Here is a 12,550-nt window from a genome sequence, read left to right on the forward strand (position 1 = left end):
CCAGCAAGGCGCCACAAACGATGACGCTCGCAGCGCCACCGGCCCGGGCATCCGGTCACGGGATACAGGCGAGACATGACAGCCCGAATGATACTGCTCGACGCCAAGCCGCTCAGCGCGGCTGACGTCGCCGAGATCGCGCGGCGCAATGCGCGGCTGATGCTGGGCGAGGAGGCGATGCGGCGCATCCGGGCGAGCCGCGCGCTCATCGAGCAGCTGACGCAACTCGGCAAGCCGATGTATGGCGTCACGACCGGCCTTGGCGCCTGTGTCGACACGCCGCTCGCGCAGGCCGATCTGATCGCCTTCCAGCACAGCGTGCCGCTCAGCCACAGCATGGGTATCGGCCCGGCCCTTCCGACTGAGGCGGTGCGGGCGCTGATGGCCGCGCGCATCTCGGGCATGGCCGCGGGCGGCACCGGCACTTCCGAACGCGTGGTGATGGGCCTCGTGGCGGCGCTCAACGCCGGCGTCCATCCGGTGATCCCCACCTGGGGATCGATTGGCGCGGCGGACCTTGCCCATCTCGGCCATATGGCGCGAGCGCTGCGCGGCGACGGCGAGACGGAATACCAGGGCAAGATCATGCCGTCGGCCGAGGCGCTCGCACTCGCCGGGCTCGAACCGCTCGATCTGCGCGAGAAGGACGGCCACGCCATCATCGTCGCCAACAGCCTGTCGACCGGCACGGCGTGCCTGTGTCTCGAAGATGTCGCGCATCTCATCGACTGGGCGCTGGCGGCGGTGACGCTCAATTATGAGGCGTTCCGTTCTTCCCTGACCGCGATCGACAAAGATGCCCTGGCCGCCCGGCCGGCGTTCGGCCAGCGCGAGATCGGCGCGCGGCTGCGTGCGGAACTGGCGGGAAGCGGCCTGTGGAAGGACAAAGCGGCGCGGCGGCTCCAGGATCCGCTCAGTTATCGCTGCGTGCCGCAGGTCTTGGGCGGCCTGCTGCATGCATTCGAACAGGCGAAGCTGGCGACGGAGATCGAACTGACCCATTCCGGCGACAACCCGGTGATCCTGCCCGAAGGCGGACGCGTCGTCTCGAACGGCAATTTCGACCTCACGGCGATGACGCTGGCCTGGGAGCATCTCGGCCAGGCGCTCGCGCATTGCGCGGTGGGCACCGCCAACCGCTGCATGAAGCTGATGTCGCCGACAATTGCGGAGCTGCCGCGCTTCCTGTCGGCCAGGGGCGGCAGCCGCCAGGGCTACGCTGAACTGCAAAAGCCGCTCGCCGCGCTGGAAGCCGAGATCCGGCATCTGGCTAACCCGATGTCGCTCAGCCCGCTTGCCGTATCGGATGGCGTCGAGGACCAGTCGTCGATGGCGCCACGGGTGGTGGCCAAGACCGCCGAGATTGTCGAACGCCTGCGCTATCTCGTGGCGATGGAGCTGATCTTCGCGGCGACGGGCGTGGAGTTGCGTGGCGTCGTCGACAGCATGGGCGAAGGACCGCAGCGCACCTTTGCCGCCATCCGCGCGCTCGTCAGCCCGCTCGACGACGATCGTGAGATGAGCGCCGACATGACGCGGGTCGCCCGTATGGTGGCCGGTCCCCGAGATTGAGAGCTCCGGCCTATTGCTGGAAAGGTCCCCTGAGATCGAGGTTCTCGGCCAGAAGGCAGAAGCGGTCGATCAACCGGACAAGGTCTTCGCCCTGTTCGGCGACAATCGCGCCTCGCTCGGCAGGCGGAGTATCCGAGAGAGCTTTCCACAACCGGCTTTGGCGATCACAGAGATCCGCCAACTCGCAGCATTCGCTGGCGGTCAGTTTCAAAAGGTGGTCGGAGGTCACCGGTCCGATGCCTGGAGGCGTGGTCGCTCCAACGGAAAGATAGTTTGGCGGCACGGTGCCTTTTGCGTTCGTCACTGTCTTGCGGCAGATGACATCGAAGATCTGGTCGACGGCCTGCTTGGCGCCGGCGACGCGCGAGGGATGATCCGTGTCGGCCGCCGCATGCGGCAGGAGCTCAAGCCTGGCGCCATGCCTCTCGACGAGATCGAGATAAGGCAGCATCGGGCCGGACAGGCTGCCAGTGGAGGAATCCCTGAACAGGTCGGCATCGATCGCGGCGTGGCGCACCTGCCCTGCATTCAGGGCGTCGCCCAAGGCCGCGACGTCGACGAGCTCGCCGCGATCGTAGTTGACCAGCACCGCGCCGCCTTTCATGCGAGACAAAATGTCCGCGCCAATGAGCCCGGCATTGGCATAGCGGCCGGTCCGCGCATCCTGGTTGCCCAGGCCGACGTGAACGCTCAGCACATCGGCGCCTGCAGCCGCGTCGGCGAGGTCCGCCGCAAAGGCAAAGCCCTCGGCTTCTATCCAGTCCCGATGCCGGGGCCGCGCGTGGATCACCACGCGCATGCCGAAGGCGCGGGCAAGCTTGGCCACCTCCCTGCCGATATTGCCATAGCCGATGATCGCGATGGTCTTGCCTTCGAGCTTTCCGGTGGGGAAATCGCGCAGCTCCCTGCCGGTGTCGAAGAGGCCCCGCGCCACCCGGTCGTGAAGCAAGTCCACCGGGAGATCCGGCAGCACTTTCAGGATCGCCTTCATCACCATCTGCGCGGTTGCGCGGCTGTTGATGCCTGGCGTGTTCATCAGGACCGCCGAGCCGCCCTCGCCACTGCCGCCGCCCCACGAGCGCGAGCCCATATTGCCAGTGCCGGCGCCGATCCGCACACCGGCCAGCGGAAAGACGGTCTCTGCCGGCAGGAAGGTGGCGGCGGCAATGACGGCGTCATAGCGCCCGTCGCCGGCGGCTCCGATCAGCTCTTCGCGGGTGCTGAGATCCGGCTGGTAGAAGAAATGCACTCGGCCAGGTTCGAGAGCGGTCTTGTCGCCAAGTCCGGTCGCATGAAAGCGGCCGCCCTTGGCCTCGATATGGGCACGCACCTCCGAAGGGTCGGGTTCTCCGTCAGCATCAAAGCGCAGGCCGATCAGATCGCACATCAGAACGGCGTAGGCGCGTTGCGGATCGATCGATTCAACGACGTGTGTGTCTGTTGTCGCGGTCACGTCGTTCCCTCATGAAGGATGGAAGCCCGCTGGAAGAGCAGGCGCTGAATAATCAGAACCTATCCGCCCGCAAAGTCGCGAGATCGATCACCGGCGGCAGACCAGCGGCGAGTTGCGACACGATCTTGCCGGTGAGCGCTCCGCAGATCAGGCGCTGATGGCCTGGCCGAGATGGCACGCGGCACCGCCTTTCAGGTACAGTGCGATGCCGTGATTGACCCCTTGAACGGGCAAGCCGGACGCGCGTAAAATCGCGCTATCTGATTGAGTCTGCTACATTCGTTCGGGCTAATGTCCGGATCGGTCTGGGTATTTCCTTGCACACGGATGCAACCAGCGCGGCCAAGCGTGGCAAATCATTTGCCCATGTGGCGGAAGCCTCCTGGGGCAAGGGCCTCAGCACGTTGCTGCGCATTGTGCGCATGACGCTACGCCATCCCTGGCAGGTTGCCATCACCCTCATCTCGACCTTTGTCGCAGCGACGCTGCAACTCTTCATTCCGCGCCTCTTGGGCCGCGCCATCGACCAGGCGCAAGGGGTGATGGCCGCGGGTGCCGGCATCGCGGCCGAGCAGGCGCTGTGGAATACCGCGCTGACGCTGCTGGTCGTGAGCATCCTGCGCGGCCTCTTCACCATGGCGCAGAACTACTATGGCGAGGCCGTCGGCCATCAGACCGGCTATGAGCTGCGGCTCGCCTTCTACGAGAAGATCCAGCGGCTGAGCTTTTCCTTCCACGACAAGGTCCATACCGGCGACCTCATCACGCTCGGGCTGCTCGATCTCGACGGCGTGCGCATGTTCTTTTCCACCGGCATCCTGCGCGTGGTGCTGCTTGGCGTGCTGATCGGCGTCGGCGCCTATTTGTTGATCAGCACCGATCTCGTGCTCGGATTGTTGAGCCTCAGCTTTGTACCATTCGTCGCCTGGCGCTCCTCGGTGACGCAGCTCCGGCTGCGCAGCACCTGGCTGACGCTGCAGGAGCGGCTGTCGGTGCTGAGCCGAGTGATGGACGAGAATCTCGGCGGCATCCGTGTCGTGCGCGCCTTCGCGGCTCAGCGGCATGAGCTGGCAAAGTTCGACCGCGCCAAGCAGGATGCTCTGGAGCTCGCCAATGAGCGCGTCGACATCCGCGTCTCCAACACCAGCGCCATGAACTTTTCGTTCCTGGCCGCCATGGGCCTGGTACTGTGGTTCGGCGGCCAGAAGGTGATCGCGGGCCAGATCAGCGTCGGCACGCTGGCCCAGTTCCTCACCTTCATGACCATATTGCAGATGCCGGTGCGCCAGCTCGGCCTGATGGTCAACTCCTTCGCGCGCGCCTCGACCTGCGGCACGCGGCTGTTCGAACTGCTCGATGCGGAGCTCGACATCGAGGACGCGCCCGATGCCAAAGATCTGGTCATCACCGACGGCGTGCTGCGCTTCGACAATGTCGGCTTCCGCTATGAGGGCGCCGGCGAACGTCCGACGCTTTCCGGCGTTTCCTTCGAAGCCAGGCCCGGCGAGACCGTCGGCATCGTCGGCCCGCCGGGCAGCGGCAAGTCGACCATCGCGCATCTGATCCCGCGCTTCTACGACGTGACCTCGGGCGCGATCACCATTGACGGGCAGGACATCCGCAAAGTCACGCTGCAATCGCTGCGCAAGGCAGTCGGCGTCGTGCAGCAGGACGCGTTCCTGTTCACCACCTCGATCGAGAACAACATCGCCTATGGCAATCCCTGGGCGCGCGAGACCCGCATCGGGCAAGCCGCCGAGTATGCCCAGTTGCACAATTACATTATCGGCCTTCCGGCCGGCTACACCACGGTCGTCGGGGAACGTGGGGCGTCGCTTTCCGGCGGTCAGAGGCAGCGCCTGACCATCGCGCGCAGCCTGATGCTGCGGCCATCGGTGCTGGTCTTCGACGATTCCACGGCCGCCGTCGACGCTGGCACCGAGCAGCGGATCCGGGCGGCGATGAAGCGCTTCGCCAGGGATCGCGTGACGCTCATCATTTCGCATCGGCTGAGTTCGCTGATGCATGCCGACCAGATCCTGTTCGTCGAGGGCGGCCGGATCGTGGAACGCGGCACGCATGAGGAATTGCTGGCGCTCGGCGGACGCTACCGCGCGCTTTACGACCTGCAGCTGCGGCCGGACGAAGATCGGCTCGAGGGAGCCGCCTGATGTCGACGCAGGACGACGACGAGAAGGAAGACACAAGCCGGCGCCCGACCAAGGCGGTCGTCGGCTCGCACCGCGATGAGGAAGAGGTCTTCGGCAAGGCCTACGATCCGCGCATCGTCAGGCGCATCTGGAGCTTTGTCAGACCATATCAGGGCCGGATCTTTATCTCGGTCGCCGCGGTGCTGGTGTTCACGCTGACGCAGCTGGCGATCCCGCTGGTCATCCGCTACGCCATCGATCACGGCATGGCGCCAGGCAAGCTCGACCGATCGGTGATGATCTCCGCGATCGTGGCTTTTGCCGTCATCATCCTCATCAACTACGCCGCCAGCCATGTCCAGGAGAGCGTCGTCGGCAAGGTGGCCGAGAACGTGCTATCCGACCTGCGTCGTGCCATGTTCAGCCATCTGCAGCGGGTCTCTCTCGGCTTCATGGACAGGACCGAGGTCGGCCGGCTGATGTCGCGCCTGCAGGGCGACGTCAATTCGATGCAGGAATTCCTCGAGACCTCCGTGATGTCGGTGGGCGACATCGTGCTGTTGTTCGGCATCGTCACCGTCCTGCTGTGGCTCGACTTCCGGCTCGGCCTGCTGACGCTGTCGACCATGCCGATGCTGTTCATCGTGCGCCTTTTCTGGCTGCCGCGCGCCAAGGTCGCCTTCATGGCCGCCCACGAGACCAACTCCATCGCCAACGGCGCGCTTGCGGAAGGCATCCATGGCGTGCGCACCGTGCAGAGCCTGGAGCGCCAGCACGTCAATTTCGACCTCTACGACGAGAAGGTGCTGGCCAATCTCAACGCGCATCTGCGATCGGCGAGATACGCGCAGGTGATGGTGCCCATCGTCGATACGCTGACCGGCATCGCCATGGCGACCGTGATCGTCGTCGGCGGGTCGATGGTGCTGTCGCACAGTCTCGACATCGGCGTGATGGTGGCGTTCCTGTTCTACATCCAGCGCTTCTTCGACCCGATCCGCTCGCTGACCATGCAATACAGCGTCATGCAGCGCGCCATGGCTTCGGGCCAGCGCATCTCCGAAGTGCTCGACGTGCCGGTGGATGTCAGCGACAAGGAAAATGCGGTGGCATTGTCGCGCGACATGGACGGTTCGGTCGAGTTCCGGAATGTCACTTTCGGCTACCGGCCGAACCAGCCGGTGCTGAAGAACATCTCTTTTCGGGTCAATCCCGGCGAAACGGTCGCGCTTGTCGGGCCCACCGGGTCGGGCAAGTCGAGCTCGATGGCGCTTGTGCACCGCTTCTACGATGTCTGGTCGGGCGAGGTCCTGGTCGGCGGCCATGATGTGCGCGACCTGACGCAGGACTCGCTCGGCGACCAGGTGGCCATGGTCCTGCAGGAGCCGTTCCTGTTCTCCGGCACCGTGCTGGAGAATATCCGTTATCACAAGACCGGTGCCAGCCGTGAAGAGGTGGTGCGCGCCGCCCAGGCCGTCGGCGCGCACGACTTCATCGAGCAATTGCCTGACGGCTACGACACCGAGCTCGAACAGCGCGGCGGCAACCTCTCGCTCGGCCAGCGCCAACTGATCAGCTTCGCGCGGGCGCTGGTGGCCGACGCCAAGATCCTCGTCCTCGACGAGGCCACGGCCAGCATCGATTCCTACACCGAGATGCTGATCCAAAAGGCGCTGATCAAACTGCTGGAGGGCCGCACCGGGCTGGTCATCGCGCATCGCCTGGCCACCATCCGCGGCGCCGACCGCATCATCGTGCTGCAGAACGGCGAGATCGTCGAAAGCGGCAATCATGAGCAGCTGATGAAGAGGAAAGGCCTCTATGCCCGCCTCTACAATATGAACTACGCTTCCTTCGACGACATTTCCGAGGAAGAGATGGGAATGGACGCGGCGGCCGGCAAAGCAACGTAAGCTCGTGCTGGCGGGGTGCGAACGGACGGATTGCTTCCATACCCCTTGCCGAGAAGACCTATTTGCGAGATCCCCTGATGTGGCCGCTGACCCGCACGCCGTCCTCGGGATCGTGAAGGCCCGATTTCGTGAAGGAACGTGTGCGGGGAGGCGCGCGTTCTTTTCCATATGTCTCGAATGAAAAGGAGACATGCTTATGAGAAAGCCAAGCGTATTCCTCTGTTCCATCGTGTTGACGTTGGCCACGAGCGCTGTCCCGTTTGCCACTGTCGCCGATGCCGCAGTCACCAGGCATCACTATGTCCGCGTCACCACCGCCCATAATGGCCACACGCACGCCGCGAACCGCAGACACGGACACCGTTACGGTTGGGTCGGTAGCGGTTGGACCGGCGGGAATTCGACCGATAACAGCAACTGGATGGACAGCTATTACAATGGTTACGGCAGTTACCGTGGGTATGCCGGCGACTTTTGCGGCACCATCGCATGGACGCTCGACATATGCAGTCCCCACGGCCCCTGATTCCTGACCGTCGGTGGCCAACGAAGTTTGCTGGTATCACGCCATTTCGGGACGTCTTGACGCCTCGCGGATCGCCTTGTGCACGCCGCGCTGCAAATCCATGAAGGCCGGAGTTTCCATCACCTCTTCCCGGCGCGGGCGCTCGATGTCGACGTTGAAGGTCTGCATGATGCGTCCCGGGCCGATCCCCATGACTGCGATGCGATCCGAGAGGTAGACTGCCTCCTCGACGTCATGCGTGACGAACAGCACTGTGAGCCGATGCTCTTCCCAGATCTGGGTCAGCAGTTCCTGCATTTGATGCCGCGTCAAGGCATCGAGCGCACCGAAGGGCTCATCCATCAGCAGCATCTTGGGGCGATAGGAGAGCGCGCGCGCGATGGCGACGCGCTGCTTCATGCCGCCCGACAGTTCGGACGGGAAACGATCAGCACTTTGCGACAGTTTGACGAGGTCGAGATGCTCGAGCGCGATCTCGCGGCACGAGGATCGGTCATAGCCGGCGGCCTTGAGGGCAAACTCGATGTTCTGCCGCGCCGTCAGCCAGGGAAGCAGCGTGTAAGACTGGAACACGACACCACGGTCGAGACCCGGTTGCAAGATCGGTGCGCCATCGATGCTGAGGTCGCCGGCGTCAAAATCCTGCAGTCCGGCGACGATCGACAGCAACGTGCTCTTGCCGCAGCCCGACGTGCCGACGAGGGAGACGAACTCATTGTCGGCAAGGTCGAGATTGATGTCCCGCAGCACTTGCGTACGCCGCTCTCCGGTGCCGAAGCTCTTGTCGAGACCGGCGATGCGCAATTTGGGAACTGTCATCGGCGGTTCCTCATTGCGGGTGGCCCTCCTGCCGGAACAGTACCTTCTCCAAGGCCTTCATGACCTGGTCGGTAATGAGGCCGAGCACGCCCAGCAGCAGGATGTAGCCGATGATGGTGTTTGTCTGGAAATAGCGCTGCGACACGGTGATGCGATAGCCCAGGCCGGATGTCGCCGCGACGAGCTCGGCCAGCACCAGCCAGGTCCATGCCCAGCCAAGGCTGATGCGCAGCGTGTCCCAGATGCCCGGCAAGGCACTGGGTACGACGATGCGCGTCAGGATCTTGCGGTCCGGCAGACCGAGCGTGCGGCCAAGGCCGATGAAGTCGGTAGGAACCCGTTTCACATTGTCCATGACCATCAGCACTTGCTGGAAGAAGGTGCCGATGAAGATAATCAGGAATTTCTGGGTGTCTCCGGTACCGGCCCACAGGATGGAGAGCGGCACGAAGGCGACAACCGGCATATAGCGGATGAAATCCACCAGCGGCTCGATGGCCGCCTCCCAGGAGCGGAAACTGCCGATCAGCACCCCGATCGGTATGGACAATGCCGAGGCGAAGAGAAAGCCGATGGAAATGCGGTACATCGAGGCCCTGAGGTCCAGCCACAAGGTGCCGTCGGCCGCGAGCTTGGTGATCTGGGTCGCGACGCTGCCTGGCGACGGCAGGAAGATGGGTTTCACCCATTCCAGCCCGGTCGCCGCCCACCAGGCGAGACCAAGACCGACAAAGACAGCCACCGCTATCGCCAGGAAACGCGACCTGGCGATGGGCACGCCGATCCCGGAGGATCGGCGACGCCTCGCCGGTTTTGCGGCGGGCGCCGGCGTCGGGCGGGCCAAACCGGTTTTCGCGGGAGGCTCCCCGGACATCTGCGTTACCACCGCGATCCGGATCTCGTCATTGCGCCGCCTTGACGAAGGACGGGTCGATCATCTGCTCCGGCGTTACATCGGCCTGAAGCAGTTTGGCGTTCTTGGCCGCCGCTTCGACATCGGCGAATGTCTTGGTGGTAAAATCGCCGGTGAGCGCCGTCTTGTTTTCGGACAGGGAGTAGTAGCGCACGCCGTCGAAGGCGGTGTTGAGGTCCTTGACGTCGGAACCGACGGCTTTGGCGATGATGGCGCGACCGCCTGATGTATCGGCCTTATAGTCCTTGAGTGCGGCGTCCCAGCTCTTGATCATCGCCAGCACCTGGCCGGGCCGCGACTTGATCACCTCGTCGCGCACCACCAGCACGTCGCTGATCAGGCCGGGATCCTCGCCGGCGGTGAACAACAGCTTGACGTCCTTGTTCTGTGCCATGGCGACAGTGAGATACGGCTCGTAGGTGACCGCGACCGGCACCTGGCCCGCGATCAAAGCACTGCCAGCGTCGGCTGCAGGCATTGGAACCGGCTGGATATCGGCTACCGACATGCCGTTCCTGGCGAGCGCGTATTTGAGCAGGATGTCGCTCGTCGTACCTTCCTCGAAAGCGACCTGCTTGCCCTTGAGATCGGCGATGGAGGTGACGTCCTTGCCGGCGACGATGGCGTCGGCCGTCATGGAGACATCGAGCAGCAGCACGATCTTCACCGGCAGGCCGGCCGCAACCATGCCCATCGCCGTGTGGGTGGCGATGTTGGCGGCGTCGAGCTGGCCGCTGGCGAGTGCCGCGTTGATATCCTTGTCCTCGGCGAAATTGACGATCTGGACGTCCGACAGGCCGTTCGTCTTGAACAGGCCCTTGGCCTCGGCGACGTGCCACTGGCCATATCCAAGCCAGGGCTCGATGCCGATCTTGAACGATCCGGCCTCGGGCGTCGTGGGAATGGCCGCATCGGCCGCATGGGCCACCGGGGCGGCGGTGAGCCCGACGGCAACGGCCATCACCAATGCGCGAAATTGTCCTGCTAGGTTGAGCATCATCTTTCGTTCCCCTTGATGATCAGACCGCTTTTACCCAGGCATCCGGTCTGGTGAGACTGCGGGGTTCTGCTCTTGCGGCACTGTGCCTCGGCGTCTTGCCCGCCACTTCATGGTTGAAGTGCCGACATATCTCAGCGTCAGCGGCAGCGGATGTCAAGGCTGAAATACATACATGCATATACAAGTTGGTGGAGTCCAATTTTACGTTTGAACCGGCGAATCTCCCGCCCGAGTGCTCACGCTTTTTCAGGATCGATCCGATCGAGAAAACCGGTCATCCGGTCGGTTCCGCCATCGGGCGCGCCGCCGACCATTCCTTGCTGTTGGAACTCGAGCGTCGCGGCATGCTGCCGGTGGATTGGCGAGCAATGCTGCGATCAGGACTTTTCCTGTCGCCGTGAAATCTCGGCTTGCATTGGCTCGTTGGCTTCAGCTTGCCCTGGAAGGCGAGTAGCGGCTGCCGAGCGAGTAGCGGCTGCCGGCATAGGTCAGCTTGCTTATCGTGGCCACGACCGCCCCCGTCCATGTCCGGCGATGCAGGAGAAGGCAGCAACTGCCGACATCGATGCCGAGATGCTGCGCCGTCTCCTTGTCGGCCGGGATGGCGGAGATGATATGCTCGACCTCGGTCACCGGGGTCTTCTGCATGAGGTAGTCGTAGGTCGCCGTCCTGGTGAAGTCTTGCTTGTCATAATCGGGGATCAGGCCCGGATTGACGAAACGCTCCTCCAGTTGCACCGGCAGGTCGTTCTCGAAATTGACGACGACGGAGTGATAGACCGAGGTGCGCTTGGCAAACTCGAACGACAGCGCGAGTTCCTTCGTGGGCACGATGGTTTCGAGGACGAGAACTTCGGAGCGATGCCTGTTGCCGCGCTCGACGATCTCGGCGGCGATGTTGTTGATCTCGATCAGCGTCGATTGTGGCCGGGGTGGCGCGATGAACGTGCCGACACCTTGCAGCCGGATCAGGAATCCCGCGGCGGTCAGTTCCCGCAGGGCCCGGTGAACCGTCATCCGCGACACACCCAGCGAAACCACCAGCTCGTTCTCGGACGGCAGCTTGCGATCCTTGCCCCATTTGCCCGTTCCGATGTTGATCAGGATGTAATCCTTCACCTTCTCGTAAAGGGGGCTCGCCGTATCGGGCAAATCGATCATTTCAAAAATCCTTTCCGGCAGGTTGCCGCACGCGGATGATTGTCTTCAGCCCATCGCTCTTCCCGGCCAGCAGCCGCTCATAGGCGGCTGGAATGTCGTCCAGGCCGATCTCACGGTCGACCAGGGCCAGCAGCGGTTCACTCAGTTCGCCCAGCATCCGCACGGCCTCTGGCAATTCGTCGGCGAAGGCATGGCATCCAAGCAATGCGATCTCGCGCTCGACCAGAACATTGGGGTCGATGTCGAGCCGGCCATGGAAGATGCCGACCATCGCCACCGCGCCGCCGGGATCGAGAACGCCGAGCAACTGGTTGAAGGCGGCGATGCTGCCCGTCGCCTCGACAGCCGCCAGCAGCGGGGCATTGGCGGTCGCGGCTACAATGGCATCGCGGGCGAGATCGACGATGGTGGCGCCGGTCACCCGCGCCACCCGGGCGCAGCGGTCCCGGTTGCGGTCGGCGACAAGCACGGTGCCAGCGAAGGTTCGGGACAGCAGCAGCGCGGCGAGACCCCCGATCGGGCCGCAACCGACGACAAGCACCGCGCCCACAGTCTTCGGTAGCCGCCGCACCGCGTGCAGCGCGACCGCGAGCGGCTCGGCCATGGCAGCGACCCGTTCGTCAAGACCGGCGTCAATCACGTGCAGCAGACGTGCAGGCAACACCGCCTGTTCGGCAAAACCGCCATCGCAGATTTCGCCGACGAAGCCCAGCGAAGTGCAGAGATGCCGCGTGCCGGCGCGGCATTGCGCGCAATCCCCGCACCAGAAACGGGAATCGGCAACCACTCTGTCGCCGGCAGCGATTGTGTCGACGCCCTCGCCCAGCGCGATCACCGTGCCGGTCAGCTCATGGCCAGCTGTCGAAGGCGACCGGCTGATCCATTGGCCGGTGCGGAAATTGTGCAGGTCCGAACCGCAGATGCCTGCGGCATCGACCGTGAGCTTCACCCAGCCGGCATCCGGAATGCCTGGCGCGGCGACGTCCTCGACGCGCAGATCGCCCGGTCCATAACGTCGTGCCGCCTTCATCGCGATCGTCTCC

11 protein-coding genes are annotated in these 12,550 nt (G+C 64.0%); 4 read left to right on the top strand and 7 right to left on the bottom strand.

Annotation, left to right across the window (positions count from 1 at the left end):
* The first annotated feature begins 75 nt into the window (after positions 1-75).
* On the top strand, positions 76-1,572 hold the full coding sequence (locus O7A60_RS13280) for an HAL/PAL/TAL family ammonia-lyase (protein WP_337106696.1): 1,497 nt from the start codon (positions 76-78) through the stop codon (positions 1,570-1,572).
* A gap of 10 nt (positions 1,573-1,582) precedes the next feature.
* Here O7A60_RS13280 and O7A60_RS13285 read toward each other — a convergent pair whose 3' ends face one another.
* Complete coding sequence (locus O7A60_RS13285) at positions 1,583-3,025, bottom strand: NAD(P)-dependent oxidoreductase (protein WP_337106697.1); 1,443 nt, start codon at positions 3,023-3,025, stop codon at positions 1,583-1,585.
* Positions 3,026-3,077: 52 nt separating this feature from the next.
* Positions 3,078-3,203 carry a hypothetical protein gene (locus tag O7A60_RS13290; RefSeq protein ID WP_337106698.1) on the bottom strand — a complete coding sequence of 42 codons (126 nt, stop codon included), beginning with the start codon at positions 3,201-3,203 and terminating at the stop codon, positions 3,078-3,080.
* Positions 3,204-3,342: 139 nt separating this feature from the next.
* Here O7A60_RS13290 and O7A60_RS13295 point away from each other — a divergent pair, with 139 nt between their 5' ends.
* On the top strand, positions 3,343-5,196 hold the full coding sequence (locus tag O7A60_RS13295; RefSeq protein ID WP_337106699.1) for an ABC transporter ATP-binding protein: 1,854 nt from the start codon (positions 3,343-3,345) through the stop codon (positions 5,194-5,196).
* Positions 5,196-7,088: an ABC transporter ATP-binding protein gene (locus tag O7A60_RS13300; protein ID WP_337106700.1), complete on the top strand. Its 1,893-nt coding sequence runs from the start codon at positions 5,196-5,198 to the stop codon at positions 7,086-7,088. Before O7A60_RS13295 ends, O7A60_RS13300 begins: the two co-directional genes overlap by 1 nt.
* Positions 7,089-7,650: 562 nt before the next feature.
* Here O7A60_RS13300 and O7A60_RS13305 read toward each other — a convergent pair.
* From O7A60_RS13305 to O7A60_RS13315, 3 genes are read right to left on the bottom strand one after another with little or no spacing between them, the layout of a single operon-like run.
* On the bottom strand, positions 7,651-8,433 hold the full coding sequence (locus O7A60_RS13305; protein ID WP_337106701.1) for an ABC transporter ATP-binding protein: 783 nt from the start codon (positions 8,431-8,433) through the stop codon (positions 7,651-7,653).
* A 10-nt stretch (positions 8,434-8,443) separates the two neighbouring features.
* On the bottom strand, positions 8,444-9,307 hold the full coding sequence (locus O7A60_RS13310; RefSeq protein WP_415926822.1) for an ABC transporter permease: 864 nt from the start codon (positions 9,305-9,307) through the stop codon (positions 8,444-8,446).
* 28 nt (positions 9,308-9,335) lie between these two features.
* Positions 9,336-10,343, bottom strand: a complete 1,008-nt coding sequence (locus tag O7A60_RS13315; RefSeq protein WP_337106769.1) for an ABC transporter substrate-binding protein — start codon at positions 10,341-10,343, stop codon at positions 9,336-9,338.
* Between the two features lie 188 nt (positions 10,344-10,531).
* Here O7A60_RS13315 and O7A60_RS13320 point away from each other — a divergent pair, with 188 nt between their 5' ends.
* The gene (locus tag O7A60_RS13320) at positions 10,532-10,747 is read left to right on the top strand and encodes a hypothetical protein (protein ID WP_337106703.1); all 216 of its coding nucleotides are present in this window, start codon (positions 10,532-10,534) and stop codon (positions 10,745-10,747) included.
* A 28-nt stretch (positions 10,748-10,775) separates the two neighbouring features.
* On the opposite strand, the gene hutC is transcribed toward O7A60_RS13320, so the two are convergent.
* Both hutC and O7A60_RS13330 read right to left on the bottom strand, forming a co-directional pair.
* Positions 10,776-11,507 carry a histidine utilization repressor gene (hutC, locus tag O7A60_RS13325; protein WP_337106704.1) on the bottom strand — a complete coding sequence of 244 codons (732 nt, stop codon included), beginning with the start codon at positions 11,505-11,507 and terminating at the stop codon, positions 10,776-10,778.
* A 1-nt stretch (position 11,508) separates the two neighbouring features.
* Positions 11,509-12,537 (bottom strand): zinc-dependent alcohol dehydrogenase, encoded by a 1,029-nt coding sequence (locus O7A60_RS13330; RefSeq protein ID WP_337106705.1) that lies wholly within the window; start codon positions 12,535-12,537, stop codon positions 11,509-11,511.
* Positions 12,538-12,550 lie beyond the last annotated feature (13 nt).

Origin of the sequence: Mesorhizobium salmacidum (SeqCode), assembly GCF_037179605.1 — a bacterium.
GTDB classification, from domain to species: domain Bacteria; phylum Pseudomonadota; class Alphaproteobacteria; order Rhizobiales; family Rhizobiaceae; genus Mesorhizobium; species Mesorhizobium salmacidum.